General features: G+C 69.7%; 23 protein-coding genes and 1 tRNA gene. 15 read left to right on the forward strand and 9 right to left on the reverse strand.

What is annotated here, in order from left to right; all coding sequences use genetic code 11:
- The first annotated feature begins 13 nt into the window (after positions 1-13).
- Positions 14-1,168, forward strand: a complete 1,155-nt coding sequence (locus CRP55_RS38150; RefSeq protein WP_179855512.1) for an acyl-CoA dehydrogenase family protein — start codon at positions 14-16, stop codon at positions 1,166-1,168.
- A 79-nt stretch (positions 1,169-1,247) separates the two neighbouring features.
- Positions 1,248-3,677 (forward strand): ATP-binding protein, encoded by a 2,430-nt coding sequence (locus CRP55_RS38155; protein WP_097326876.1) that lies wholly within the window; start codon positions 1,248-1,250, stop codon positions 3,675-3,677.
- Positions 3,678-3,953: 276 nt separating this feature from the next.
- On the opposite strand, the gene CRP55_RS38160 is transcribed toward CRP55_RS38155, so the two are convergent.
- On the reverse strand, positions 3,954-4,448 hold the full coding sequence (locus CRP55_RS38160) for a MarR family winged helix-turn-helix transcriptional regulator (RefSeq protein WP_097326877.1): 495 nt from the start codon (positions 4,446-4,448) through the stop codon (positions 3,954-3,956).
- 102 nt (positions 4,449-4,550) lie between these two features.
- Between CRP55_RS38160 and CRP55_RS38165 the strand changes: the two genes are divergently transcribed.
- Entirely contained in the window at positions 4,551-5,129 is a 579-nt protein-coding gene (locus CRP55_RS38165; RefSeq protein ID WP_097326878.1) for a YceI family protein, read from the forward strand.
- A gap of 142 nt (positions 5,130-5,271) precedes the next feature.
- Positions 5,272-6,732 carry a glutamate-cysteine ligase family protein gene (locus tag CRP55_RS38170; RefSeq protein ID WP_438865843.1) on the forward strand — a complete coding sequence of 487 codons (1,461 nt, stop codon included), beginning with the start codon at positions 5,272-5,274 and terminating at the stop codon, positions 6,730-6,732.
- A gap of 138 nt (positions 6,733-6,870) precedes the next feature.
- On the opposite strand, the gene CRP55_RS38175 is transcribed toward CRP55_RS38170, so the two are convergent.
- The gene (locus tag CRP55_RS38175) at positions 6,871-8,535 is read right to left on the reverse strand and encodes a Hansenula MRAKII killer toxin-resistant protein 1 (RefSeq protein ID WP_097326987.1); all 1,665 of its coding nucleotides are present in this window, start codon (positions 8,533-8,535) and stop codon (positions 6,871-6,873) included.
- Between the two features lie 176 nt (positions 8,536-8,711).
- On the opposite strand from CRP55_RS38175, the gene CRP55_RS38180 reads away from it, so the two are divergent.
- Positions 8,712-9,620, forward strand: a complete 909-nt coding sequence (locus CRP55_RS38180; RefSeq protein ID WP_097326880.1) for a PASTA domain-containing protein — start codon at positions 8,712-8,714, stop codon at positions 9,618-9,620.
- Positions 9,621-9,624: 4 nt separating this feature from the next.
- Here CRP55_RS38180 and CRP55_RS38185 read toward each other — a convergent pair whose 3' ends face one another.
- The gene (locus CRP55_RS38185) at positions 9,625-9,924 is read right to left on the reverse strand and encodes a hypothetical protein (protein ID WP_097326881.1); all 300 of its coding nucleotides are present in this window, start codon (positions 9,922-9,924) and stop codon (positions 9,625-9,627) included.
- Between the two features lie 386 nt (positions 9,925-10,310).
- Here CRP55_RS38185 and CRP55_RS38190 point away from each other — a divergent pair, with 386 nt between their 5' ends.
- From CRP55_RS38190 to CRP55_RS38200, 3 genes are all read left to right on the forward strand, one after another.
- On the forward strand, positions 10,311-11,192 hold the full coding sequence (locus tag CRP55_RS38190) for a helix-turn-helix domain-containing protein (protein ID WP_097326988.1): 882 nt from the start codon (positions 10,311-10,313) through the stop codon (positions 11,190-11,192).
- A complete protein-coding gene (locus tag CRP55_RS38195) occupies positions 11,156-11,380 on the forward strand; it encodes a DUF397 domain-containing protein (RefSeq protein WP_097326882.1) in 225 nt (74 codons plus the stop codon). The genes CRP55_RS38190 and CRP55_RS38195 overlap by 37 nt, the downstream gene beginning before the upstream one ends.
- Positions 11,381-11,494: 114 nt before the next feature.
- On the forward strand, positions 11,495-11,920 hold the full coding sequence (locus CRP55_RS38200; protein ID WP_097326883.1) for a hypothetical protein: 426 nt from the start codon (positions 11,495-11,497) through the stop codon (positions 11,918-11,920).
- On the opposite strand, the gene CRP55_RS38205 is transcribed toward CRP55_RS38200, so the two are convergent.
- The 3 genes from CRP55_RS38205 to CRP55_RS38215 form a co-directional block, all read right to left on the reverse strand.
- On the reverse strand, positions 11,917-12,513 hold the full coding sequence (locus CRP55_RS38205) for a hypothetical protein (protein ID WP_097326884.1): 597 nt from the start codon (positions 12,511-12,513) through the stop codon (positions 11,917-11,919). The genes CRP55_RS38200 and CRP55_RS38205 overlap by 4 nt on opposite strands.
- A gap of 122 nt (positions 12,514-12,635) precedes the next feature.
- Positions 12,636-13,439, reverse strand: a complete 804-nt coding sequence (locus CRP55_RS38210) for a WecB/TagA/CpsF family glycosyltransferase (RefSeq protein ID WP_245923639.1) — start codon at positions 13,437-13,439, stop codon at positions 12,636-12,638.
- A 608-nt stretch (positions 13,440-14,047) separates the two neighbouring features.
- Positions 14,048-14,130: transfer RNA gene (locus CRP55_RS38215), tRNA-Leu, on the reverse strand.
- Between the two features lie 196 nt (positions 14,131-14,326).
- On the opposite strand from CRP55_RS38215, the gene CRP55_RS38220 reads away from it, so the two are divergent.
- From CRP55_RS38220 to pknB, 7 genes are all read left to right on the forward strand, one after another.
- Positions 14,327-15,118 (forward strand): FHA domain-containing protein, encoded by a 792-nt coding sequence (locus CRP55_RS38220; RefSeq protein WP_097326989.1) that lies wholly within the window; start codon positions 14,327-14,329, stop codon positions 15,116-15,118.
- Between the two features lie 5 nt (positions 15,119-15,123).
- Positions 15,124-15,609, forward strand: a complete 486-nt coding sequence (locus tag CRP55_RS38225) for an FHA domain-containing protein FhaB/FipA (RefSeq protein WP_097326886.1) — start codon at positions 15,124-15,126, stop codon at positions 15,607-15,609.
- Positions 15,606-16,988 (forward strand): PP2C family protein-serine/threonine phosphatase, encoded by a 1,383-nt coding sequence (locus CRP55_RS38230; protein WP_097326887.1) that lies wholly within the window; start codon positions 15,606-15,608, stop codon positions 16,986-16,988. The genes CRP55_RS38225 and CRP55_RS38230 overlap by 4 nt, the downstream gene beginning before the upstream one ends.
- A 79-nt stretch (positions 16,989-17,067) precedes the next feature.
- A complete protein-coding gene (locus tag CRP55_RS38235) occupies positions 17,068-18,525 on the forward strand; it encodes an FtsW/RodA/SpoVE family cell cycle protein (RefSeq protein WP_179855513.1) in 1,458 nt (485 codons plus the stop codon).
- A complete protein-coding gene (locus CRP55_RS38240) occupies positions 18,522-20,018 on the forward strand; it encodes a peptidoglycan D,D-transpeptidase FtsI family protein (RefSeq protein ID WP_097326889.1) in 1,497 nt (498 codons plus the stop codon). The genes CRP55_RS38235 and CRP55_RS38240 overlap by 4 nt, the downstream gene beginning before the upstream one ends.
- Before the next feature lie 2 nt (positions 20,019-20,020).
- A complete protein-coding gene (locus tag CRP55_RS38245; RefSeq protein ID WP_097326890.1) occupies positions 20,021-21,340 on the forward strand; it encodes a serine/threonine-protein kinase in 1,320 nt (439 codons plus the stop codon).
- The gene (gene pknB / locus CRP55_RS38250; protein WP_097326891.1) at positions 21,337-23,184 is read left to right on the forward strand and encodes a Stk1 family PASTA domain-containing Ser/Thr kinase; all 1,848 of its coding nucleotides are present in this window, start codon (positions 21,337-21,339) and stop codon (positions 23,182-23,184) included. The genes CRP55_RS38245 and pknB overlap by 4 nt, the downstream gene beginning before the upstream one ends.
- Here pknB and CRP55_RS38255 read toward each other — a convergent pair.
- Genes CRP55_RS38255 through CRP55_RS38265 form a run of 3 tightly spaced genes read right to left on the reverse strand, consistent with a single transcriptional unit; the run spans position 23,181 to position 25,028 of the window.
- On the reverse strand, positions 23,181-23,831 hold the full coding sequence (locus CRP55_RS38255; protein ID WP_097326892.1) for an aminodeoxychorismate/anthranilate synthase component II: 651 nt from the start codon (positions 23,829-23,831) through the stop codon (positions 23,181-23,183). The genes pknB and CRP55_RS38255 overlap by 4 nt on opposite strands.
- 1 nt (position 23,832) lies before the next feature.
- Positions 23,833-24,141: a hypothetical protein gene (locus CRP55_RS38260; protein WP_097326893.1), complete on the reverse strand. Its 309-nt coding sequence runs from the start codon at positions 24,139-24,141 to the stop codon at positions 23,833-23,835.
- Positions 24,142-24,146: 5 nt separating this feature from the next.
- A complete protein-coding gene (locus tag CRP55_RS38265; protein WP_245923635.1) occupies positions 24,147-25,028 on the reverse strand; it encodes a class E sortase in 882 nt (293 codons plus the stop codon).
- Between the last annotated feature and the right edge of the window lie 1,222 nt (positions 25,029-26,250).

Raw genomic sequence — 26,250 nt, forward strand, 5'->3', positions numbered from 1 at the left:
GGAGCACGCCATGGTGGACTTCCGGCTCGGCGAGGAGCAGGAGGCGCTGCGCGCCAGCGTCCGGGACTTCGCCGTGGAACAGGTCGCGCCGGTCATCGCCGACCACTACGAGCACAAGACCTTCCCGTACGACCTGGTGCGCCAGATGGGCAAGATGGGCCTGTTCGGCCTGCCCTTCCCCGAGGAGTTCGGCGGCATGGGCGGCGACTACTTCGCGCTCTGCATCGCCCTGGAGGAACTGGCCAGAGTGGACAGCTCGGTCGCGGTCACGCTCGAGGCGGCGGTCTCGCTCGGCGCCATGCCGATCTACCGCTTCGGCACCGCCGAGCAGAAGGAGCAGTGGCTGCCGCGCCTGGCCACCGGTGAGGCGCTGGCCGGTTTCGGCCTCACCGAGCCCGGCACCGGCTCCGACGCCGCCGGCACGACGACCCGGGCCGTGCTCGACGAGACGACGAACGAGTGGGTGATCAACGGGACCAAGGCGTTCATCACGAACTCCGGCACCGACATCACCTGCCTGGTCACCGTCATGGCCGTGACCGGGGTCAACCCGGACGGCTCGAAGGAGCTGTCCACGATCATCGTGCCGTCGGGCACACCCGGCTTCACCGTGGCGCCCGGCTACTCCAAGGTCGGCTGGTGCGCGTCGGACACCCACGAGCTTTCCTTCGATGACGTACGGGTCCCCGCCGGCAACCTGCTCGGCGAGCGAGGTCGTGGTTTCGCCCAGTTCCTGCGCATCCTCGACGAGGGCCGCATCGCCATCGCCGCGCTCTCGGTCGGGCTCGCGCAGGGCTGCGTCGACGAGTCGGTGAAATACGCCAACCAGCGCACCGCCTTCGGCCAGACGATCGGCAACTACCAGGCCGTCCAGTTCATGATCGCCGACATGGAGCTGCGCGCACACACGGCCCGGCTCGGCTACTACGACGCCGCGTCCCGGATGCTCGCCGGCGACGACTTCAAGCGCTACGCGGCGATCGCCAAGCTGAACGCCAGCAACGCGGCCATGGAGAACAGCCGCTGGGCGACCCAGGTGCACGGCGGTTACGGCTTCATGAACGAGTCGGCCGTCGGCCGCTTCTACCGCGACGCCAAGATCCTGGAGATCGGCGAGGGCACCTCCGAGGTCCAGCGCATGCTGATCGCCCGCGGTCTAGGGCTGTAGGTCTTGTCGTAGCGTCCGCTTTCCGACAAGAGCGGATCTCTGCTCGCGAGAGCCGAAATCCCTGCATAGGTTCGGTCCCATGGCGGCTGATGACGCGGACGACCGGACCGGATCCGGCTTCGCGGCCGTGCTGCGCCGCCATCGGCTCACCGCCAAGCTGACCCAGGAGGAGCTGGCCACCCGCGCCGCCATCGGCGTCCGGACCGTCCGCGATCTGGAGCGGGGCCGGGCCTCCCGGCCCCAGCGCACGACGGCCGAGCTGCTGGCGGCCGCGCTGAGCCTGGCCGGCGCCGAGCGCGAGTCGTTCCTGGCCGCGGCCCGCGGCCAGTCCACTGAGGAGCCGCCGACGCCGCCGACCGGCTTCCTGCGGGTGTCGCAGACGGTCGAGCTGATCGGCCGCGACGACGAGATCGCCGAGCTGGACGCCCTGCTCACCGACCCCGACGGCCCGCGCGGCCTCACCCTGGTCGGCATCGCCGGCGTCGGCAAGACCAGCCTCGCCTTCGTGGTCGCCCGCCAGGTCGCCCGCGCCTATCCCGGCGGTGTGGCCGGCGTCGTCATCACCGACGGCAGCACGGTCGGCGAGATGCTCGGCAGCATCGCCGCCGAGTTCGGTGTCGGCCGCCCCGACGACCTGCGCGAGCGGCTCGGCGGCCGGCCCGCACTGTTGTTCGTCGACGCGGTCGAGCGTTCGCCCGAGGCCGCCGCCGAGAGCCTCGCCCGCCTGCTCGAACGGCTGCCCGAGCTGCGCTTCATCGCCACCGGCCGCCACCCCGTCGGCCTGCGGTCGGAGCGGGTGTGGCCGGTCGCCCCGCTGACCGCCCCGCCGCCCGAGATCACCAACGCCATGCTGGACGTGTCGGCGTACCCCGCGGTCGGTCTTTTCCTGGAACGCCTGGGCCGTCAGCTGGAGGCCGACGAGGTCGCGCCGCTGGCCGCCCTCGTCCGCCGTCTCGGCGGGCTGCCGCTCGCGATCGAGTTGGCCGCCGCCCGTGGTCGCGTGCTGACCGTTCCCGAGATCCTCGACCGGTACGGCGATCGCGTGCTCGACCTCGATCGGCCCGGCTCCGGGCTGCCCGCCCGCGAGACCGTGGTGTCGCTGCGGGAGGCCGTGGCCGCGAGCTACCGGCTGCTCGACGCCGACGAGCAGCGGGCGCTGCGCCGGCTCGCGATGTTCCGCTACCGCTGGTCGCTCGAGCTGGCCGAGCAGTTGATCGGCGAAGATCACGCGGATGTGGTCCACCTGCTCGACCGGCTGCTCGAGCTGGGCCTGCTCAGCGTGCGCGGCCGCCGGGCCTTCCGGTTCCGGCTGCTCGACGTCGTGCGTGACTTCGCGGCCGAGCGGGCCGCGGCCGAGGGCGAGCTGACCGAGGCCCGGCGGCGGCACGCACTGGCCCTGGCCGACCTCGCGCAGCGCACGGCGCCCGACCTGATCGGCGTCCGGCTGGCCGAGGCCGCCGACCGTCTCGACAGCGTGGCCGGCGACCTGGGCTCGGCCCTGGTCTTCGCGGCCGGGGAGGACCCGCACACCGCGCTGCGGATCGCGGCCGCGCTTCCGCGCTGGTGGCGGTTCCGCGGACGCGACGTCACGGGGCGGCAATGGTTGCGCCGGCTCGTCGATGACCCTCGTACGGCCGACGCCGATCCGGCCGTGCGGGCGTGGGCGCGCATCGGTCTGGCCCAGCTCGCGCTCGAGCACGGCGCCGGCGCGGAGGAGATCGGCTCGGCGGCCGCGGCGCTGGAGGAGTTCGAGCGGCTCGGCTCGTCGGCCGGCCAGCTCACCGCGCACACCCAGCTCGCGTCCCTGTGGATGACCACCGGCGGGTTCGGTGAGGCGCGCCGGCACGGCGAGGCGGCGCTGCTTCTGGCGCGCCGCGGTGGCCGTACGAGGGAGATCGCCATCGCCGAGAACAACCTGACGTGGCACGAGATTCGCGAGGGTGATCTGCCGGCCGCGCGGCGCCGGCTGGCCGCGGTGGACGAGCTGGCCGGTGCGTGCGGCGAGCTCCGGTTGCGTGCGGTGGCGCTGGCCAACCTGGCCGAGGTGGCCCGCCTGGACGGGCGCCCCGAGGAGGCCGAGCGGCTGGGACGCAGCGCGATGACCGAGCTGATCGAGGTCGGCGACCCGAACCATCGGCGGCGGCTGCTCGCGACGATCGGACAGGCGCTGGCCGAGTCGGGTCTCGTGGACGAGGCGAGCGCGGTGCTCGATCAGCTTCGCCCCGAGGGTGATCAACCGCCGGACGGACCGGCCGCGGTCGTGGAGGCGGCGATCGCGTTGCGGCGAGGCGAGAACAAGAGGGCGGCCGAGTGCTTTTCGGCGGCTGTCGAGGCGTACGACGGCGGCCATGATCCTCGAGACACGGTCGAGGCCCTGGTCGGCCTGATCGTGAGCACGCCGAACGCCGAGGAGCGGGAGGCGGCCGATCAGCGCCTGCGAGACCTGTGCCGCACCGGCGGGATCACGCTGCTCGCCCGCGACCGCGAGCGGCTCGGCGACCTTTTCTGACGGACTCGGCGATCTTTTCTGACGGAGGAGGGGCGGCGACGGCCGGCGATCGTGCCCCCCACGCGCCGGCCGTCGCAACGCCCCACCAGTTACGCGGCGAGAACGAAGCTCCCCCGTCAGCCCCGCACGCGCCTCGGTCGCGCCGCATCCCCCTGCGCGATCACAGTAGCCGCGCGGCGCTGCAAAACCGGGGAGATTTGTCCCTTTTGGTCACCGCGTCGCCCGATCCTGCCGGTAGTTCTGCCGGTTGATCCCCGGCGCTGCCACCGGCCGTGATCAGGCGGCTGCGGCGGGTTCCTCGCTGTCCGCGCTGCCGGCCGTGGCACACGGGTTGACCGCGTCGCGGATTCGGCGGAGCGAGGCCATCAGCCCATCGAGCTCGGCCGGGCTGAGCTGCCCGATGAACCACTGCTGGAGCAGCTCCATGTGCCCGGGAAGCACCTCGTCGAGCCGCTGCCGGCCGAGGTCGGTGATCACCGCGTACGAGCTGCGGCGGTCGGTGGCACAGGCCTCGCGGCGGACCAGGCCGTCGCGGTCCATCCGGTCGACGACGCGGGTGACACCACTGGTGGAGAGGGAGGTCTGACCGGCAAGGTCGGTCATGCGGAGCCGGTGGCCAGGGGAGCGCGCGAGCCTCATCAGCACCTCGAACTCGACGGCCGAGAGGCGGTGTTCCTCGAACTGGGCGGCGAAACGATTGGTCAGCCCCGTGAACGCCTCGGCGAACAGCCCGTAGGCGGTGAAGCGGGGGTCATCCAGGTTCGTACTCACGTGCCCATGATACACGGCACTTGACACGTGGAATATTGCTTGGCATATAGTTGCTGTGTCACACAAACACCGAACGTCCAGTGCTCGAGAGAAGGAATTGTCATGACCGAGTCCGTCGCCAGCACTCGCGCCTTCGAGGGTCTCCAGATCCCCGCCGCCGGCACCTATGACCTGGATGCGGCGCACAAGCGCGTCGGGTTTGTGGCACGACACCTCATGGTCAGCAAGGTTCGCGGCCAGTTCGCCGAGGCCAGCGCCGTCATCACGATCGCCGAGGACCCGCTGCAGTCCTCCGTCACCGCGTCGATCAACGCCGCCAGCATCGAGACCGGCCAGGTCGACCGCGACAACCACCTGCGCAGCGGCGACTTCTTCGAGTCGGAGAAGTACCCGACTCTCGAGTTCCGCAGCACCGGCATCAAGAGCCACGCGGGCGCCGAGTTCGTCCTCGACGGTGAGCTCACCATCAAGGGCGTCACCAAGCCGGTCGAGCTGGTCGTCGAGTTCGAGGGTGCCGGCACCAGCCCGTACGGCCAGTCGGTCTTCGGTTTCAGCGCGCACACCGAGATCGACCGTGAGGACTGGGGCCTGACCTGGAACATGGCCCTCGAGAGCGGCGGGGTCATGGTCAGCAAGAAGATCAAGATCGAGATCGAGGGCGAGGCCGTACGCCGCGCCTGATCGTCTACTTGAGAGCCGCCGTCCGCATGTCAGGACGGCGGCTCTGTGTTTACTGGTGTTACCTCCCGCCGAGATGGCAAGGTGGACCGGGCGTACAGGTTCGCTCACAGAGTGGTGATCGACGTCCGTTTCATCCCTGGCCGTGCCGGGAGGGCAAGTGGGTTTCGCACCCCAAGATCGCGTGCAGTACAGACACAAAGTGCGGCACTGCCTGGACGCGTTCGCTCAGATGCTCGACCAGGGCGCCTTCGCCTCACGGGACGGGATGACCGGCCTCGAGATCGAGATCAACCTGATCGACGCGGACGCCGGGCCGGCCATGCGCAACGCCGAAGTGCTGGCCCGCCTCGACGACCCGGCCTTCCAGACCGAGCTGGGCCAGTTCAACCTCGAACTCAACGCCCCACCCCGCCTGATCAGGGGCTGCGGTCTCGCCGACTACGAACAGGCCCTCCGCGACAGCCTCGACCGTGCCGCCGCCAAAGCCGACTGCCGCCTCGTGATGATCGGCATGCTGCCCACCCTCACCCCCGCCGACCTGGTGCTCGACAACCTCTCCGCCAACGAGCGCTACCGCCTGCTCAACGACGAGATGGCCGGCGCCCGCGGCGAGCAGTTCCGCGTCGACATCCACGGCGTCGAACGGTTGCAGAGCGTCAGCGACTCGATCACCCCCGAGGCCGCCTGCACCAGCGTGCAGTTCCACCTCCAGGTGCCACCGGACCGCTTCCACCGCTTCTGGAACGCCTCCCAGGCCATCGCCGGCCCGCAGGTTGCCATAGGGGCAAATTCGCCTTTCCTGTACGGGCGGAGGCTGTGGGCGGAAACCCGGATCGCCCTCTTCGAGCAGGCCACGGACACGCGACCCGACGAACTCAAGACCCAGGGCGTACGGCCGCGGGTGTGGTTCGGCGAACGATGGATCACGTCGGTCTTCGACCTGTTCGAGGAGAACGTCACCTTCTTCCCGCCCCTGCTGCCGATCCTCGAGCAGGAAGACCCGTTCGAGGTGCTGCGAGCCGGCGGGGTGCCGCACCTGGGTGAGCTGCGCCTGCACAACGGCACGGTCTACCGGTGGAACCGCCCGGTCTACGACATCACCGACGGGCGCCCCCACCTGCGGGTGGAGAACCGGGTGCTGCCATCCGGCCCCACCCTGATCGACCTGCTGGCCAACGCGGCCTTCTACTTCGGCGTGGTCCGCCAGTTGGCCGAGGAGGAACGCCCGATCTGGTCACGCCTGCCCTTCGCCGCGGCCCGCGACAACTTCCACGCCGGCGCCCGGGCCGGCATCGAGGCGACGATGACATGGCCCGGCCAGGGCGAGATCGCGGTCACCGACCTGGTGCGCTCGGTCCTGCTGCCGAAGGCGCACGCGGGCCTGGACCTCTACGGCGTGGACCCGTCCCTGCGCGACCGCCTGCTCACCGTGATCGACGATCGCTGCCGCCTGGCCCGCAACGGAGCCACATGGCAGACCGATTACGTACGTCACGCCCAGGGCCGAGGCCTCACCCGCCCGGCCGCCCTACGCGAGATGCTGCACCGCTACTGGACGTTGCAGCAGACCAATACGCCCGTCCATACCTGGCCCAGCACGTGACCGGTGCACCGTGCCCAACAACATCAACCCACCAGGCAGCGTCACTGATGCATATTCCGGCAGTGAAAGCCCTCGCCTACGCCTGGGCGCCCTGCCGCCGAAATTCCGAGCTGGGGCGTCGCGGCGCCAGAGTGGTACTTATGCCCCGGTTGGGGGCTTTGGGTTGATTTGAGCAATGGTCGGTGTGGACGGTGGCGGTGCGACCGTCGACTTCGGAGCAGCCTTCTTCGTGGGCCGGGGACGTGTCGGGCGGGCGGCGGCCGCGATCTCCGGGTCCACCACCGGAGCATTGCCGGGCGTCCTGATCTCCGCCGTCTTCTCGTCGGCGGGATCGAGCTTCTCGGTCGCTCGCTCGGCCGCCTTTGCGGTCGGCCGCTCGGCCGCCTTTGCGGTCGGCCGCTCGGCCGCCTTTGCGGTCGGCCGGTCGGGCACCCCTGCGGCGGGCCGGTCGGGAACTTTTGCGGCGGGCTGCTCCTGGGCTGTCGGCGCGGCCGCGGCCTTCGGCTGCTCTACGCCCGGCGCCTCGGGCGATTTGTCCGCTTGGGAGGTGGCCTGGGCGGGGACCTTCGAACGGCCGAACAGTCGGCTCTTCGCCTTGGCCGGCTGGCCAGAGGAAGCCGGAGTTGGCGCGGACGCAGCGGACGACTCGGGCCTTGCGGAGGCAGTGGTTGCAGCGGGTGCAGCGGACGCGGTGGGCCCGGCGGAGGTAGTGGACGCGGTGGGCCCAGCGGAAGCGGCGGGCACGGCGGAAGTAGCCGGAGCGACGCTGGATGTTGCGGTGGGGGCGAGGCGGTGCGGTGCGGTTCGGGTGGCCGCGGATGCTGCGGTGGGAGTGGCCTCCTCGGGCGCCTCCGTTGACTCGGGGTGGCTGGGGCGCGGTGTCATCGGGACCGCGGCGGCGCGGCCGGCTCGGCGGTTTGCTGTGGAGCGGGCGGCGGCGACGGTCAGAGCGGAACCGGCCAAGCCGGTGAGGACCGCGTAGGGGGCGATCAAGTAGGCCGACTCGATCGGGCCCAGGGCGCCGGTCAAGCGGGGGGCCAGGGCCAGGAAGGCGAAGGCGACCAGGAGCGGGCCGGCCGCGCCGGAGGTGGCGGCGGCGGCGCTCAGGTCGCCTCGGCGGGCGGCGGGGGCTACGGCTATGGCGCCGATCAGGAAGGCGGCGGTCAGTGTGAGCAGGGCGCTCGGCCAGAAGATGGCGCCGTAGCGGCCGCTTGAAGCCACCTCGGCGAACTGCCAGCTTGTCAGATAGGTGGCCGAGGTGCGGTTTGTGGCCAGTTCGACGATGACGGCGGCGATCGGCAGTGCCCAGAGCCAGACCGTGGTGGCGATCAGGTTTGCCGCCACTGGTGTCGAGGAGACCGCCCAGAAGGCCACTATCAGGCCCAGGAGCAGGCCGATCGCGGCGTAGCCGCCGGCGATCACTTGTGGCGTGAAGGTGTCCGGGCGTACGGCCGAACGAGCCGGAAGCGCGATCAGCGCGACCGTCACCAGGGCGCCCAGGGCCGCGCAGGCGGCCAGGGCGAAACGCCAAGCGCCGGGGGTCCGCGGACCCGGACCACCTCGGACCCGGCTGCCGATGACCGCGCCGAAGACCGTGGCGCTCGCGGTGATCCATGTGGCCCAGCCGAGACTGCCGAGCCAGACGCTGTCGTCCGGTGTCGTGGCGCTCGGCCACACCACCACGCCCAGGCCGTAGCCCAGGCCCAGCTGGGCGGCGCCGGCGCCCGCCGCCACTCCGGCAGCGGTGGCCACCCGCACGATCCAGCCATCGTCGGCCCTGTCGCCGGCCCGTTTGTCGGCCATGCCGGGCACTGTAGCGGTAAGCGCCGATGCCTGCTAATCCGTCGGTAACCGCACGGATGGCCGTTTCACCCGGGCCGAGCTGGTGTGTTTGTCCCGCGGAGGCCAGACACGTCCCCCAAGATTCGATACGTTGACCCCTGCGGGTGACCTAGCCTGAGGAGCCTGAGGAGTGGCTGATGTCCGACGAGAAGCGGCCCGGTGAGCCCGCGCCCGAGGACGCCCCGGGCCCGGAGAAGCCTGCCGTCGACGACGAGACCAAGCTCGACCTGCCCGCTGTGGAGGAAACCGACGCGGGGACCGCGAAGGCCACTGCCTCGGTGCCTCCGCCGTCGGACGAGGACACCCTTTCCGGAGGCACCCGGGCGGACGACACGCTTGATGACGTACGGACGGTGCCGGCCATCAAGGACGACAAGCCGACCGCCGTCATGCCGGCCGACGACTGGGCGCCCAGCCGGGCCAATCCGGCCTGGTCGGGGCGGGCCGAGGTGCGCGCGCCGCAGCCGGGCCGGGGATATCCGGAGGTCGACTGGGCCGCGGCCGACGCCGAGCCGCGCGGCCGGGACCGCTGGTGGATGCCGATCGTGGTCGGCATCATCGCGCTGCTGCTGCTCGGCGTCCTGGGCTGGGCGATTTATGTGATCGTGCAGAACGACGACAGTGACGACACGCCGGCGCCGGCGGCGACGACCTCGGCAGCCGCGCCGACACGCGCCGCCACCACGACGGCGAGCGCGACCACGGAGACCACCACGCCGAGCACGGCGCCGACCACGACGACGACGGCGCCCACTACGGGCACCACCGATCCGACCGACACCGAGGTCACGGTGCCCGCGTTACGCGGTCTGGCGTTGCCGGCGGCCCAGTCGGCGCTGAACGCGACCGGCCTGAACTACCGGATCATCTACCGCGTGGTGGACGCGCCGGCGGGGACCGTGTTCGACAGTGACCCGGCGGAGGGGCAGGAGGTACCACCGGACACTGTCGTCACGCTCCTGGTCGCCGCGCAGGGCACGACGACCGTACCGACCACGACCGCGACCACCGGCGCCACGCAGGGCGCCGACACCGACGGTCAGTGACGGCTCACCGATTGGCACGCGCCGCCCGCGACTGGATCACGCCGCTTCCGAGGCCCGGCTGCCGGCCGTTGCGCGCCCGGGGGTCGGGCGCCTTGCCGACGGCGCGAAGGCCGCTGACCTGGACGAAGATGGATCGTCGCTCGACCGCGTCTCCCGAGGGGTTGAGCTCGTAACCGTCCAGCCAGATCCAGCCCTCGTACGTGGGCCAGTCATGGACCCGGATGACACGGAAGAGCATCGGCGCCGCGAACTGGACGCTGGCCGCCTTTGTCACGTGTATGACATCACCGGACCGAGGTAACACGTCAACTCCTGCCCTGTAATCGTCTCGGGGTGAACCTTGACACGGAAGCAACAAGTGTGCACGGCAGAAACGCCAATGCAAGCATCCGATGATGCCAATCACCAAAAGCGTTGCGGACCGTCACGATGACCGATCCCATGGGAGGATCCCTAGTGGATCAGTCCAATGCGGACGCGGCGATGATCGGCACCGCGTAATCGGCTCGGCATCGCTGCACTGAGCCGCGCTTGGTCGCATCCTCCAACTTGACAGAGTGACGCGAGCCATACCGAAAAGATTGCACTACGCGTTCGATCGATGCAAGTTGCATGTCAGCCATCCGTGATTGTTGGTCTTGGCGACCGTCAACTTGAATCATTAAATGATCCACAGGGAGACTGGTGCTCGTGAATCAGCATCGCAGCCCCACCATTCGCCGCCGCCGGCTCGGGGTCGAGTTGCGCCGGCACCGGGAGGCGGCCCGAATCACGATCGACATGGTGGCCGAGCGACTCGGGTGTTCGACGTCCAAAGTGTCCCGTATTGAGACGGGTCATACCAGCGCCACGCCTGCTGATGTTGCCGCCATGTTGGACATTTATGGCGTAAGTGCAGCGGTGATGCAAGAGCTTGTCCAAATTGCCCGAGAAGCGCGGCAAAAGGGGTGGTGGCATCCCTTTTCAACGGTTTTGAGCGGCGCCTATGTGGGACTCGAGGCGGCGACCCGGTCCATCAGGACGTACGAACAGCAGGTCATCCCCGGTTTACTGCAGAGCGAAGAGTATGCAATTGCGATGATTCGGGCCGCCCGGTCGGGGGACAACGACCTGGAAATCAAGCAACGAGTGCGCGTCCGGATGGAGCGGCAGTCGTTATTGATTCAGGACGATCCGATCGATCTTTGGGTGGTGCTCGATGAGGCGGTGGTGAGCCGGCCGGTCGGTGGTGACGCGGTGATGCGTGATCAATTGGCAAAATTGATCAACGCGGCACGGTTGCCGAACGTCACCTTGCAGATCTTGCCGTTCGCGGTCGGGGCGCATGCGGGCATGGACAGCACGTTCGCCATTCTCGAGTTCGAAGAGGAGGGGGACGCGGACGTGGTCTACATCGACAACGCGACCGGCGGACTGTTTCTGGAGAAGGCCGAGGAGCTCGGCAAGTACATCTCCATCTTCGAGAACATCCAGGCGACGGCCCTTCACCCGGAGGAGTCCATCGAGATGATTGAAATGCTGGTAGAGGAGCCATTGTGGAAGTCGAATCGAAGGGTTTCCGGCTCGATCTGAGCCGTGCACAGTGGTTCAAGAGCACGCGCAGCGGCCCCAACTCCGACAACTGCGTCGAAGTGGCCTTCGTGGATGAGGCCATAGCGGTGCGCGACTCCAAGAACCCGGACGGTCCGGCGCTGATCTTCACCGCCGCCGAGTGGGACGCGTTCGTCGGCGGCGCCAAGGACGGCGAGTTCGACCTCTGACCTCGCGGTCCCGTCGCCACGCGGCCGGCCCTCCCGTCGAGCGGGAGAGCCGGCCGTAGTCATTTCCGCAGCCGCCTCGTTGAACCGCCAAAAGCTAGCGAGGCAGGCAGACACATGACGATCGGTTCGGAAAACCTCAGCAGCGGATCCTCCTCCACGGCGCAGGACCGCTTCAGCGGAGGAGTCAGCGCGTACCGCCAGAACAGGCGCGACTCACTCTCGGAGACCAGCGACAGCTCGTCCGGGCTGCCGGTCCGGTCGCCGGGCCGGTCGCACAGCATCGAGCCGACCAGCCCGCTCGACCGTGCGGCCAAACTGCCGTCGCTCGACCTGCAGGGCCTGTCCGAGCCGGTCTTCCCGTCCAGCGGCTGGCCCGACTCGAGTTCGCAGTCGATGGCGGACCACCCGCTGCTCCGCGGCCTGCTCATGGAGCTGCCGGCCCGGGGCACGCTGCCGCCGTCGGACTGGCTGGACCGCTGGTTCGAGGCGGCCCGCTCGATCCTCGAGCTGCTCTACGTGCAGGAAGCCAAGAAGAATTAGCGGATGCCGGCCGGGACCCTCGGCCGGCTGCGCCCCATGGGGGCCATCACCAGCACGCTGAGGCGGCTGTGCCGCAGAGCGGCCCGGACACCGATGGCCAGCACGGCCACACCCACCACGGTGATCGCGATGCCGGCCAGGTCGGCGCCCGGCACCTCCACCACCCGCGCCGCGATCGGCAGCCCGAGCAGCGTGGCCAGCGCGGTCACCTGCAGCGGCACCAACATCATCGGGTGCGCGGCCGCGGCGCGCAGGCCCGGCGGAACGGGAGTCTGCGGCGCCGATGCGAAGGCGCCCGCGCCACGACGCACCCGGCTCAGCCGGTGCAGGCTCGCGGTGAGCACGATCAGAGCCGGCACAGCCGAGGCCAGCGCGGCCGCCGGAGCGGCCGAATCGCCCGGCAGAAGACCGGTCACGACCGGGACGGCGACGAACACCGAAGCGCCGGCCGCGACCAGCGCGGTGAGAGTGGCGGCGCGGCGGCGGAGCTCACGCGCCGAACGGGCGGCCGACAACCTGTCGGCCAGCAGCCCGGCGGTGAGCCAGACCGCGACCAGGGCGCCGGCGAGGATGAGGTCCGCAACGGTGTTCACATCGACCAGCCTTCACCCGGCGCGCACGAAGCGAAACCGGGTTATCACCGGACCGACACCCGTAGGGGAGTGTTCTCCGACACGCGGGTAATCCCCGAGCGCCCACAGTGGAGCGTTTTGTCCTAGACCGCGAAGGTCGTGACGGGTTCGGTGGCCGGAGCGGGCGGGGTCGCCTTCCACAGACCGCTGCGCTGAGCGGCCAGACGGGCCAGGTAAGCCGGGTTGAGCAGGATGTACCGCTTCCACAGGCGCTTCGGCTCGAGTCCCAGACGCCAGAGCCACTCCAGGGCGTACTTCTGCATCCACGCGGGCGGGTTCTTGAGCAGGCCGGCGTGATAGTCGAACGCGGCGCCGACGGCCAGAAGTGGCATGTCGAGAAGCGGACGCATCGCGTACGTGAAGATCTCCTGGCGGGGGCATCCCAGGCCGACCAGGACGATACGGGCGCCGGAGGCCTTGATCCGCTCGGCGATCTCCTCGGCCTCACCGGGGTGGTTGGTGCGGAACTTCGAAGGCTCCACACCAGCGATCTTGAGCGCGGGGAACATGGTCTCCAGCGCGGGGACCAGGCGGTCCAGGGTGGGCTGGGTCGAGCCGTACAGATAAATAGGTAGGCCGTCGGCGGCGGCCTGCTCCACGACCTTCAAGGTCAGGGTGGGGCCGTAGACGCGATCGGCCAGATCGGCCTTGTGGATCATGTTCAGGGCCCAGCGGACGGGCTGGCCGTCCGGGGTCACCAGGTCGAAAGAGTTCAGGCGGGCGTTGTGGGCCTTGTCCTCGACGCCGGTCATGACGCCGTGTACGGCCAGGGCCGTTACGGCGTAGGGGCGGCGGGCGTGGGCGGCCTCGATGATCTGGCGGGTGGCTGTGGCGTAGTCGGTGATGTCGACCAGGACGCCCAGGACGCTGCGCTTGCCCGAATGGATGGTCTGGTTGGCGGTCACAGCACGCTCCATGGGGGTTGGCCACCTGTCGGATTTCGCCGCCGAGCATAGCGGGGGGTTAAGCGTTCTCTTCGGTGGCTGTATTCCTGGGGCTCTGCCCCAGACCCCGGCCATCGCTGCTGGGACCCTCCCTGGCGTTTCGGTTGCGGCTCGGGGGTGGTTGGGGTTTGGGTGGGTCCCGCTGCGACGGTTGACGAGGGGATCACAAGCGTCTGGGGTCCGCAACCAAACCCCGGTTGCGGACCCCAGCCCCTTGCGATCAAAACCAGGTGAGCCGTCGCAACGGGACCCACCCAAACCCCTAGGAAGGCAAAACCAGCCCGCTCCCGCGACTCGCCCGGGGCCACGACACGGTCGCGAATCCAAATCGTGACCATCGCGGCCGCCGGCCCATCACAAAACTTCAGACTGAAGAAATCTCACTGCCAGAAACTTCACCCACTCGGGGCAGCACACCCACCCACCCACCGCGACCTCCCCACCCACCGCAACCACCGCACCGTGGGGGTCTGGGGGGTCGCCCCCCAGGTAGATATGACGAGGCGCCTCGGTTCGCGCTTCTCAGCGAACACAAGGCGCCCAGCGTCTCGTGGGGATGGGGGGAGTTGAACCCCCACGTCCTTTCGGACACACGGACCTGAACCGTGCGCGTCTGCCATTCCGCCACATCCCCGTGGCTATGAGGCCTGCCCTAAGGCCTGCCTTTTTGTAACTAGCTGCGACAGACTACGCTGTCGCTGGTCACCATGCGAGTTGATATCGCCTGTGACGCCGAGAAGACTAGCACGGCGTCTACGGGTGTCATACGAGGGTCAGAAGTGCCGGTCGTCCTTGAGCTACAGATGCGCAAGCGACGGCCGGATACCATCATGTCCTCGGAAGCCGAGGAGGAGCCGGTGAGCGTGCTGCAGCGCTTTGAGAAGCGATTGGAAGGCCTGGTCGAAGGGGCCTTCGCCAAGGTGTTCAAGGGTGTCGTGCACCCTGTGGAGATTCTGAATGCCATGCAGCGGGAGGCAGAGGCGCACAAGGCCATCTTGGCCGGTGGCCGCACGCTGGTGCCGAACCGCTACGTGATCGACCTCTCACCTTATGACCACAGCCGGCTGGCGCCTTATGCCGCCGCGCTGGCCCAGGAGCTGGCCCAGTCTCAGGCCGAGTTCATCGGTGAGCAGGCCTGGACGGTCTACGGCGACGTGATCGTCGAGATCGAGCGCGGGGACGGGCTCGACACGGGCATGTTCCGCGTGACCGCCGAGGTCTACACGGGTGGCGAGGTTGCCCCGGTGCAGCAGCCGGCCTATGACGCCGGGCCGCAGTACCCGCCCTATGACCAGGGTGGCTACCAGCAGCACGGTGGTGGCGGCGCGCCGAACGGGCGCGGCAGCGTGGGTCTCATCTCCGGTGACGGGCGCACGTACCCGCTCCAGATGGGCTCGACCGTGATCGGCCGTGGCGATCAGGCGAACCTTCGCCTGCCCGACGTCGGCATCTCGCGGCGGCACGCGCGGCTCGACTACGACGGCAACCAGGTCGTGCTGACCGATCTCGGGTCGACGAACGGGACCATGGTCAACGGCCAGCGGGTCTCGGCGGTGGCTCTGAACCCGGGCGACATGATCCAGCTCGGGACGACCACGCTCACCTTCCGAGTGGACGGCTAGCGACCTTGCCCGAATTCGTCCTCACCGTCGCCCGGTTCGGCTTCCTCATCCTTCTGTGGATCTTCGTGTTCACGGTGGTGGGGGTGATCCGTAAGGATCTTTTCGCCGGGGTTCGGTCCAAGGGCATCGTCGCCAGCCCTCGGGGGGTGGGTGGCACGGTGCCCTCGGGTCCGCCGCCGGCGAAGGCCAAGCGCGGTAAGGCGGCACGGCAACTCGTGGTGACCGCCGGTCAACTGGCCGGCACGCGCATCACGCTGAGTGAGGCACCTATCACCATCGGTCGTGCTGAGGACTCCACCCTCATCATCACCGACGATTTCGCCTCCGCTCGGCACGCTCGGCTCGTGCCGCGGGACGGTCAGTGGTTCGTCGAGGATCTCGGCTCGACGAATGGCACGTACCTCGACCGCGGTAAGGTCTCCGGACCTACTCCCGTCCCCCTTGGCGTACCGATCCGCATCGGGCGCACCTCACTCGAGTTACGGCCATGACCCTGACCCTGCGCTACGCCGCTCAGAGCGACCGCGGTCTGATCCGAGACCTGAACCAGGACTCCGTCTACGCCGGGCCGCGGCTGCTTGCTGTCGCCGACGGGATGGGCGGCATGGCCGCCGGTGACGTCGCCTCCAATATCGTGATCGCCGCGATGGCCCCGCTCGACGAGGACGTCCCCGGTGACGCCCTGGTCGACGCGCTGCGCCATGCCGTCGGTCTCGCCAACCAGCATCTGCGTGACACCGTCGACGCCAACCCGCAGCTCGAGGGCATGGGCACCACGCTGACCGCGGTCCTCTTCTCGGGCAGCAAGTTCGGCATGGTGCACATCGGCGACAGCCGGGCCTACCTGCTGCGCAACGGTGAGTTCGCCCAGATCACCAAGGACGACACCTACGTGCAGATGCTCGTCGACGAGGGGCGCGTCAGCCCCGAGGAGGCGAGCAGCCACCCGCAGCGGTCGCTGCTGACCCGGGCCCTCGACGGCCGGGACATCGACCCGGAGTACTCGGTCCGCCAGGTGCTCAAGGGCGACCGGTACCTGATCTGCAGCGACGGCCTCTCCGGTGTCGTCAGCGCCGACACGATCGGCCAGACGATGCGGGAGATCGCCGACCCGCAGGCCTGCGTGGAGCGGCTGGTGCAGCTCGCGCTGCGCGGCGGCGGTCCCGACAACATCACCGTGGTGATCGCGGACGCGACCGACGCCGACATCGTCGAGCAGGCGCCCATCGTGGGCGGCGCCGCCTCCATCGACCGGGGCAACAACACGGTGGCCGACGCCTCCACGCCGGCCTCCCGGGCCGCCGCGCTGCAGGCCCCACGGCCGGCGCAGCCGCAGCCCGAGCCGCAGCAGCAGGAGGAGCCGGCGCCCAAGGGCCACCCGGTCCGCACCAGCCTGCTCGTGCTCGTGCTTCTCGGCGTGCTCGGCGGTGGTCTGTGGCTGGGCTACCGTTACACCCAGGACCAGTACTACGTCGGCGCGACCGACGCCGGTCAGATCGCGATCTTCCGCGGGGTGCCGGGGCAGATCGCCGGCCTCGACCTGTCCACGGTGAACGAGACCAGCCCGACCCGGCTCGACGACCTGACCGCGGTCGCTCAGGACAGGGTGAAAGAGGGCATCCACGCCGAGGACCGGCCGGACGCCCAGCGCATGCTGACCGAGCTCACCGTCGACCAGCCGTCGAACCCGAACCTGAAGCCGCTGTGCACCACCGCGGCCGCGGCGGCCGCGGCTCCCACCACTCCGGCGCCCACGGCTCCGGCGTCGGCGGGCGTCGCCACCACCGCACCCGCTCTCCCGCCGTCAGCTCAGGTCACCGAGTCCGCGCCCCCGGTCGTCGATCCGGTCGGGTGCCGGACCGTCAACTGAGCTCCGGCTCGACAACGTCTGGGGATACCTCTTGACCGCGCCCGCCGTACCGGCTCCCACGCCCAGCTCCACGGGTGAGATGTCGCGTATCCCGGGAATGAAGACCCAGCGCAACGCCGAGCTGGGTCTGCTCGCGTTCGCGATGGCGCTGGTCGCGGCGTACGGCGCCATCGTCGAGGCGAATCAGTTCGACAAGATCACGCCGACCTTCTGGGTGCCGGCGGCGCTGCTCAGCGTGCTCTTCCTGGGCCTGCATGTCGTCGTGCGCTACACCGCGCCGTACGCGGACCCGGTCTTGATCCCCGCTGTGGCCCTGGTCAACGGGCTCGGCGTGGGCTTCCTGCGCCGGCTCGACCTGGCCCGCTCGATCGCCAACAACGAGCCCGAGCCGGGCTTCTTCGCCGGCACCGGCGGGCGTCAGCTGGCCTGGACGCTGGCCGCGCTGATCCTGGCCTCGGTGCTGCTGCTGGTGGTGCGAGATCACAAGGTGGTGTCGCGGTACGCGTACACCCTGGGCCTGGTCGGCATCGTGCTCGTCATGATCCCGGCCGTGCTGCCGTCCAGCCTGTCCGAGATCAACGGCGCCAAGCTGTGGATCCGGGTCGGCTCGTTCTCGATCCAGCCCGGTGAGTTCGCCAAGCTGGCGCTGGTCTCGTTCTTCGCGTACTACCTGGTCCGCAAGAGGGAAGTGCTCTCGCTGGCCAGCCGCCGTTTCCTCGGCATCGACTTCCCGCGCGGGCGCGACCTGGGCCCGGTCGTCACGGTGTGGCTGCTCAGCCTCCTGGTGCTGGTCTTCGAGAAAGACCTGGGCACCGCGCTGCTCTACTTCGGCCTGTTCGTCGTCACGCTCTACGTGGCGACCGAGCGGGCCAGCTGGCTGATCATCGGTCTGCTGCTGTTCTTCGGCGGCGTCTACCTGGCCTACCTGCTGGGCGCCTCGGTCGGCGGCCCGTTCGCGAACTTCTACGACCGGGCCGAGGTGTGGCTCGAGCCGTTCGCGACGGAGAACTACGACCGGGTGGGCGGCAGCTATCAGCTGGTGCAGGGCCTGCTCGCGCTCGGCACGGGCGGGCTGTTCGGCTCCGGGCCGGGATCGGGATCGCCGGGCTTCGTGCCCGAGGTGCGCACCGACTTCATCTTCGCCGGCATGGGTGAGGAGATCGGCCTGTTCGGCCTCTCCGCGCTGCTGGTGATCTACCTGCTGATCGTCGAGCGGGGCCTGCGGGCCGGCCTGGCCGTGCGGGACTCGTTCGGCAAGCTGGTCGCCGGCGGCCTGGCGTTCACCCTCGGTTTGCAGGTCTTCGTCATCCTTGGTGGCATCACCGGACTGATTCCGCTCACGGGCCAGACCACGCCGTTCCTGTCGGCGGGTGGCTCGTCGCTGATGGCGAACTGGTTGTTGATCGCGATGCTCTTGAGAATCTCCAACGCGGCCCGGGGGCCCGCGGCGAGCGGAGGCGGCGTCGACCGCCCCGGCGGACCGAAGAAAGCCCCCACCCAGCTCCACGGCGCCATGACGGAGGTGATCAAGCCGTGAACGCACCCCTTCGCCGGGCCGGCGTGGTCATCCTCGTCCTCTTCGGCCTGCTGTTCGCCAACCTCAACTGGGTGCAGGCCTACAAGGCCGACGCGTACCGCACGAACGAGTACAACCGCCGTGTCGTGGTGGCGCAGTACGAGCGCCCGCGCGGCGTGATCGAGGCCGGCGGCATCGGCCTGGCCACCAACAAGGTCACCGACGACACCCTGAAATACCTGCGCGTGTACCCCAAGAAGGAGGTCTACGCGCCGGTGCTCGGCTACCGGCCGGTGGGCCTGGCCGCCACGGGCATCGAGAACAGCGAGAACGACTTCCTCTCGGGTGAGAGCGACAAGCTGTTCGCCGACCGGGTGAAAGACATGTTCACCGGCAACGACACCGGTGGCGGCAATGTCGTGCTGACGCTGAACCCGAGCGCGCAGGAGACGGCGTACAAGCAGCTGCTCAACAACCAGCGCGACGTGCAGAAGGGCGCGGCGGTCGCGATCGACCCGCGCACCGGCGCGGTGCAGGCCATGGTCTCGATCCCCAGCTACGACCCGAACCCGCTGGTCAGCCACGACGAGAAGGCCGCCTCGGCCGCGTACAACAAGCTCAACAAGGACGAGGACCAGCCGCTGCTGAACCGGGCCACGCAGGAGACGCTGCCGCCCGGCTCCACGTTCAAGGTGATCGTCGCGGCGTCCGCCCTGCAGAACGGCTACAACCAGGACACCGAGATCCCGGCCGGCAGCAGGTACGAGGAGAGCGGCGCAGTCATCCGCAACGCCGAGGACGAGGTCTGCCCCGGCGGCCAGGTGACCCTCAACGAGGCGCTGACCGAGAGCTGCAACACCGGCTTCGCCAAGCTCGGCGTCACGCTGGGCCGTGACAAGGTGCTGGCGGCGGCGAAGGCGTTCGGCTTCGAGGACGACAGCCTCAAGGTCGGCAACCTCGAGGGCGACGGCCTGCCGGTGGCGGCCAGCGACACCGGCAAGATCGCCAACCCGGACGGGAGCGTCGACAAGGGCGCCCTGGCCCAGTCGTCGATCGGCCAGCGCGACGTGCGGATGACGCCGTTGCAGGGCGCGCTCATCGCGGCCACGGTGGCCAACGGCGGCAAGCAGCAGCGGCCCTACCTGGTGCAGCAGCTGCTCAGCCCCGACCGCCGGTCGATCTACAACGCCACCCCCAAGACCCTGCGTACGCCGGTCAACGAGTCCGTCGCCTCCGATCTCAAGGAGATGATGGTCAGCGTCGTCAAGAACGGCACCGGCAAGAAGGCCAAGATCAGCGGCTTCGAGGTCGGCGGCAAGACCGGTACGGCCCAGAACGCCGAGGGCGCCGACCCGCACGGCTGGTTCATCGGGTTCGCCTACAACGAGAAGGGTGAGGCGGTCTCCGCGGTCTGCGTCATGCTGGAGAACGTGCCCGGCGGCCATGCCAGCGCCGAGGCGGCCCGGATCGCCGGGCTCATCATGAAGGCCGCGGCCGGTCGGGGAGGGGACTGAGCATGATCAGCCCTGGGGTGACCCTCGGCGGGCGCTACCGTCTCGACGAGCGGATCGCCGGCGGTGGGATGGGCGACGTGTGGCGCGGCACCGACGAGGTGCTGGGCCGGACCGTCGCTGTCAAAATCCTGCTGCCCGCGCTGCTCGACGAGCCGGGCTTCGCCGAGCGCTTCCGGGGCGAGGCACGCACCATGGCCACGATCAACCACCCCGGGGTCGTCGACGTCTACGACTACGGCAGTGACCAGCAGCTCGCGTTCCTGGTCATGGAGTACGTCGAGGGCGACGCGCTCTCCCGCACGCTGAGCCGGGTCGGCCGGCTGACCCCGGCCCGCACGATGGCGCTGGTGGCCCAGGCCGCCGACGCGCTGCAGGCCGCGCACGCGAACGGCATCGTCCACCGCGACGTCAAGCCGGGCAACCTGCTCGTCCGCCCGAACGGCACGCTGGTGCTCACCGACTTCGGCATCGCCCGGTCGGCGCTGGTCGGGCAGCTCACCGTGGCCGGCTCGGTGCTGGGCACGGCCTCGTACATCTCGCCCGAGCAGGCCTCCGGCGCCGTGGCCACGCCGGCCTCCGACGTGTACGCGCTCGGCGTGGTCGCCTATCAGTGCCTCTCCGGTCACCGGCCGTTCGACGGCGCCACGCCGCTCGAGATCGCGATGAAGCACGTCCGTGACCACCCGCGCCCGCTGCCCGGCGACATCCCGCCCGCGGTGCGCAGCATCGTCGACCGCGCCATGGCCAAAGACCCGGCCGCCCGCTGGCCCTCGGCCTCGGCGATGGCCGCGATCGCCCGGCAGGCCGCGGCGTCGCTGGCCTCCACAGCTCAGCAGCCCACGAGCGCGCCCCAGCCGATGCGGGCCGCGCCGCCGGTCAGCCCGGCCGGCGTCCCCCGGCCGCCCTCCGGGCCGTCCATGCCCGGCTCGCCGGTCGTGGGCGGGGCCGCCCGCCCGCAATATCCACCGCCGGCGCAGCGGCCCGTCTCCGGCGCCCGCGGTGCCGCCTCCGTACCATCCGGGCCGCCGGTTCAACCGCAGCCCTACCGCCAGCCGTATCAATCACAGCCGGCCCCGGCCGCCAAGCCGGAGAGTTCCGGCGGGCGGCAGGTGCTGATCGTGCTCGCCGTGGTTCTCGCGCTGCTGGTCCTGCTCTGCGCGGGGGTCATCTCGTTCCTCCTCAAGCAGGGCCAGGACAACGCGGCCGAATTCCACACGGGCGTCGATGGCGGGGCACCGCCGGCGGCGTCGTACCGTCTAACCACACAGACGGGCGCCAATCCCGGCTGGATCTCAGCGAACGAAGGACGACAGACGTTATGACGGCGCAGGCCCGCCTGCTCGGTGGCAGGTATCAGGTCGGCGAGCTCTTGGGCTACGGCGGCATGGCCGAGGTGCACCGGGGACGCGATCTCCGGCTCGGTCGCGACGTGGCCATCAAGATGTTGCGCACCGACCTGGCCCGCGACGCGACGTTCCAGGAGCGGTTCCGGCGCGAGGCGCAGAACTCGGCGGCCCTGAACCACCCGGCGATCGTGGCCGTCTACGACACCGGTGAAGAGATCTCGGCCACCGGCGAGAAGCTGCCGTTCATCGTCATGGAGTTCGTCAACGGCCGTACCCTCAAAGAGGTGCTGGCCCAGGAGCAGCGCCTCCCGGTGCGCCGGGCCCTCGAGATCATCGCCGACATCGACGCCGCCCTGGAGTTCAGCCACCGGCACGGGATCATCCACCGCGACATCAAGCCCGGCAACGTGATGATCACGCAGAACGGCCAGGTCAAGGTCATGGACTTCGGTATCGCCCGGGCCCTGGCCAGCGGCGCGACCACCATGACGCAGACCAGCGCGGTGATCGGCACGGCGCAGTACCTCTCGCCCGAGCAGGCGCGCGGCGAGGCGGTCGACGCCCGCTCCGACGTGTACGCGGCCGGTTGTGTCCTGTTCGAGCTGCTCGTCGGGCATCCGCCGTTCGTCGGCGACAGCCCGGTCAGCGTGGCCTACCAGCACGTGCGGGAAGACCCCAAGGCTCCCAGCGACATCGTCCACGATGTCCCGCCGGACGTCGACGCGATCGTGCTCAAGGCGCTCGCGAAAAACCCGATCAACCGGTATCAGAGCGCCCAGGAGATGCGGGCCGACGCGCTGCGCGCCGTCTCCGGCCGCCCGGTGCTGGCCACCCCGGTGATGTCGCAGGCCGAAACCATGGCCTTGCAGCAGGGGCCGCAGCCCCGGCAGTGGCAGCCGCAGGCCGCGACCACCATGCAGCGCCCGATCGGCGGGCCGCCGCCCGGACAGGACCGCCGCTCGTCGTGGGTGTGGGCGTCGCTGGCCGCGCTCGGTGTCCTGGTGGTGATCGTGCTCGGCGTGGCCCTGGCCATGACGCGCGGCGACGACAAGACCCCCACCACGACGCCGACGGCGACCCAGTCGACGCCGGTGCTGGTGGCCGTGCCCGACCTTGAAGACCTGAGCAACGACGACGCGATCTCGGCGCTGCAGAAGGCCGGCTTCACCAACATCTCGGCCGAGAAGCCGCGGCAGGACACCGACTGCAAGGGCACGGTCGAGAGCCAGACCCCCAAGGCCGGCGAAAAGGTCACCACCGACACGCCGATTCAGTACCAGCTCTGCAACAAGCCGGACGAGGTCACCGTGCCGGCCAACCTGGTCGGCAGCACGAAGGACAACGCGAACACGCGGCTGCGCGAGCTGGGCCTGACGCCGAACTTCCAGGAGGTCCCGAGCATTCAGCCGGTCGGTGTCGTGACCAAGGTCGAGAAGCAGGGCAAGACGGTCGAGCCGGGCAGCACGATCGACGTCTCGATCTCCAACGGCAAGCTGGTCAAGATGCCCAAGGTGACCGACATCCAGCAGGCGGTGGCCGAGGGCATCCTCGACAACGCCGGGCCGTTCAACGTCAGCATCCAGACCGTGGAAGACCCGAACGGCACGCCGGGCACGGTTGTCGACCAGAACCCGAAGGCCGGCGAGACGATCTCCAAGGGCGGCAAGGTGACCCTGACGGTCATCGCCGAGCAGACCACCCCGCCCGACCCGACCGACACGCCCGACCCGAACCAGACCACCACGCCGCCGCCGGGCAACGGCGGTGGCACGGGTGGTGGCGTCCTCGGCCAGTCGCTGCTGGCCTACAAGCAGGACTAGACGGTCGCGAACGCCGCTCGGCGCCGGGACTCGACCTCGGCGGCGAGCGGCGGCGCCTTCTCCAGGGCCGACGGCAGGCCGCAGGAGGCCAGCCAGTTGGCCAGCATGGTGTGACCGCCCTCGGTCAGCACCGACTCGGGGTGGAACTGCACACCCTCGATCGGCAGCTCGCGGTGACGCATCGCCATCACCACACCCGACTCGGTGCGGCCGGTCACCTCGATCTCGGCCGGCAGCGTCTCGGGCAGCACGGCCAGCGAGTGGTAGCGGGTCGCGGTGAACGGCTCGGGCAGCCCGGCCAGCACACCCTCACCGGTGTGCCGCACCAGCGAAGTCTTGCCGTGCAGCAGCTCGGGGGCGCGGGTGACGGTCGCGCCGAACGCGGCCCCGATCGCCTGATGACCCAGGCAGACACCGAACATCGGAACCTGACCGGCGTACGCCTTGATGACGTCCATCATGATGCCGGCCCGCTCCGGGGTGCCCGGCCCCGGCGAGAGCAGCACACCGGCGGCGCCGAACGTGCCCACGTCGTCGACGGAGATCTCGTCGTTGCGGCGCACCACGCACTCGGCGCCGAGCTGACCCAGATATTGCACCAGGTTGAAGACGAACGAGTCGTAGTTGTCGATGACCAGAATGCGCACGTCAATCACCCGGGATATTGAAGCCGCCGCTGGGCTTGGCGGACTCGGACGGATGCGGAGCGTTCGACTCGGTGCTGTACGGGATCTCGTCGTCCGCCCCGTCGGGGCTGTCGGAGTCGACAGCGTTCGGGTCCGGGCCCTGCTGCTCGGTGCCCGTGCCGACCTGCACGTCGTCGAACGGCAGCAGCGGGGTGGCCCAGGGGAACACCACATACCAGAGCAGGGCGGTGGTGGCCGCGATCAGCCCGAGCGAGGTGCTCAGCTTGCCCCAGAAACCGAACGGCAGCTTGCGCCAGATCCACGCGTACACCCGGCTCAGGCCCCCGTCTTGATCGGGGCCGGCATGCCGGCGTCGGGCAGCTTCTGGTCACGCGCGGACGTCGAGACGAGCTCGGCGTGGATGATCAGGCGCTGGTAGTTGTTGTACTTCGGGTTGCAGGTGGTCAGCGTGAGCAGCGCCTTCGACGGCTTGGCCTTGGGCTTGCCCGGCACCGGCGCGACGACCTCGACGGCGCTCGGCTTCACGACCTCCTGGGCGTAGACGCGGTAGACGTACCAGTTGGTGCGCGTCTCCACACCGATGACGTCGCCGTCCTTGAGCTCGTCGAGCCGCCAGAAGATCTTCTTGATCCGGTGACCGGCCACCGAGAAGTTGCCGATCTTGCCCGGGTCGGCCGAGTCGGGGTAGTGGCCGGGTGCGTAGCGGATGTCGTCCGGCGTGACACCGTCGACGACGACCCACTTCTTGTCCAGCTTCGGGATGTAGAGCCGGCCGACCAGGTTGTCACCGGGCGCGGCGGGACCGTTGGCCGTGGGCGCGGCGGCGGTCGGGCCGACGGTCGGGTCGTTCCACGCCTGGTCGAGCTCGGTCGCGAGGGTGTCCTGCTCGGCCTGAACCTTGGCCGAGTTGCCGAACACCTCGTAGCCGGCGAACAACAGCACGATCAGTCCAAAGGTGATCATCAGCTCGCCGGAGACCCGGATGCCGCCGCGCACCTTCGACGCGATGGTCGGCCGGGTCAGCTCCGAGTAGACGCTCTTGTAGCCCTCACCGGTCTGCTCGGGTCGCAGCTTGACGACCTTCTCGCCCCGCTTCGGCTCCACCTCTTCGACGACCTCTCCGGCGGGCTTGGGCCCACCCGGTGACGGCGGGACGGCCGGTGCGGCGCCGAGGGCGGCGTCGGGCTCGGCCTTCACCTTCGCGGCTTGCGCGGCTTTGCCCGGAACCGCGGAGAAGAGCGCGGTGGCTTCTCTCAGCGGCGGCTGCTGGTTTGGTGGTACGGCGGGTAGCAGGCTCGTAGGCGCCTCAGGCGCACGACCCACTTCCCTCGTCCCAGCGGGCCAGCTCGTACCGTTTTGCCAGCTTTGAGCGGGTTGGCGGCTTTGGTCGTTATGCGCGTCCTGCCACGGAGTGGACGGAGAAGCAGATGGCGCGCCGCCCGCTTGAAGCGCGCCGAGCCCGGTGTCATGCCGCTCCGGACCCCCGAAGGAGACCGGTGCCGCCGCTGGCGGTGCCGCTAGTGAGGCTGCCGTGGGGATCGACGCCGAGCCGGCCATGGGGACCGACGCCGAGCCGGACGTGGGGACCGACGCCGAGCCGGACGTGGGGACCGATGCCGAGGCGGCCGTGGGGATGGATGCCGAGGCTGCGGTCGGAACCGACGCTGAGGCGGACGTCGACGCGGGGGAGCCGTTGAACGCGGGCTGGAAGGCGCTCGGCGAGGTGGGCGCGGCTGGCGCGCTCTCGCGGGGTGCCGACGGGAAAGCGCTGAGTCCCGCGCTGCCGCGCGACGCTGAGTCGAAGGCGCCCGGAGCTGCGCTTCCGTGGGCCGGGGATTCGAAGCCGTTTGACGCTGCGATGCCATGCGCCGCGGACTCAAAGCCATTGGACGCTGCGGTCCCGTGCCCCGCGGATTGGAAGCCGTTGGGTGCTGCGATTCCGTGCGCTGCTGAGTCGAAGGCGCTCGGAGCTGCGCTTCCGCCGGCTGTGGAGTTGAAGCCGTTGGGTGCTGCGATTCCGTGCGCTCCGGAATCGAAGCCGCTCGGAGCTGCGCTTCCGCGGGCTGTGGAGTCCAAGCCGTTGGGTGCTGCGATGCCGTGTGCCGCTGAGTCGAAGCCGTTCGGTGCCGCGACGCCGTGCGCTGCTGAGTCGAAGGCGCTCGGAGCTGCGCTTCCGCGGGCTGCGGAGTCGAAGCCGTTGGACGCTGCGCTTTCGCGGGGCGCGGATTGGAAGCCGTTGGGTGCTGCGATGCCGTGTGCTGCGGAGTCGAAGGTGCTGAAGGGTGAGCTTCCGCGGGCTGCGGGGTCGAAGCCGTTGGGCGTTGCGACTTCGCGAGCTGCCAGGTCGAAGGCGCTCCTGGAGGGCTCGGGCGTGTTGTCGATGGGGGCGCCGAAGAAGTCGAACTGCTGCGGGGTGGGC

It is taken from the genome of Paractinoplanes atraurantiacus (assembly GCF_900215205.1).
Taxonomy (GTDB): domain Bacteria; phylum Actinomycetota; class Actinomycetes; order Mycobacteriales; family Micromonosporaceae; genus Actinoplanes; species Actinoplanes atraurantiacus.

What these genes read in the sequence shown, in the direction of transcription:
- CRP55_RS38230 (WP_097326887.1), top strand. Translation starts at nt 15,606, where the DNA reads ATGACCCTGACCCTGCGCTACGCCGCTCAGAGCGACCGCGGTCTGATC.
- CRP55_RS38245 (WP_097326890.1), top strand. Translation starts at nt 20,021, where the DNA reads ATGATCAGCCCTGGGGTGACCCTCGGCGGGCGCTACCGTCTCGACGAG.
- CRP55_RS38180 (WP_097326880.1), top strand. Translation starts at nt 8,712, where the DNA reads ATGTCCGACGAGAAGCGGCCCGGTGAGCCCGCGCCCGAGGACGCCCCG.
- CRP55_RS38235 (WP_179855513.1), top strand. Translation starts at nt 17,068, where the DNA reads ATGTCGCGTATCCCGGGAATGAAGACCCAGCGCAACGCCGAGCTGGGT.
- CRP55_RS38165 (WP_097326878.1), top strand. Translation starts at nt 4,551, where the DNA reads ATGACCGAGTCCGTCGCCAGCACTCGCGCCTTCGAGGGTCTCCAGATC.
- CRP55_RS38175 (WP_097326987.1), bottom strand. Translation starts at nt 8,535, where the DNA reads ATGGCCGACAAACGGGCCGGCGACAGGGCCGACGATGGCTGGATCGTG.
- CRP55_RS38200 (WP_097326883.1), top strand. Translation starts at nt 11,495, where the DNA reads ATGACGATCGGTTCGGAAAACCTCAGCAGCGGATCCTCCTCCACGGCG.
- CRP55_RS38155 (WP_097326876.1), top strand. Translation starts at nt 1,248, where the DNA reads ATGGCGGCTGATGACGCGGACGACCGGACCGGATCCGGCTTCGCGGCC.
- pknB (WP_097326891.1), top strand. Translation starts at nt 21,337, where the DNA reads ATGACGGCGCAGGCCCGCCTGCTCGGTGGCAGGTATCAGGTCGGCGAG.
- CRP55_RS38220 (WP_097326989.1), top strand. Translation starts at nt 14,327, where the DNA reads ATGTCCTCGGAAGCCGAGGAGGAGCCGGTGAGCGTGCTGCAGCGCTTT.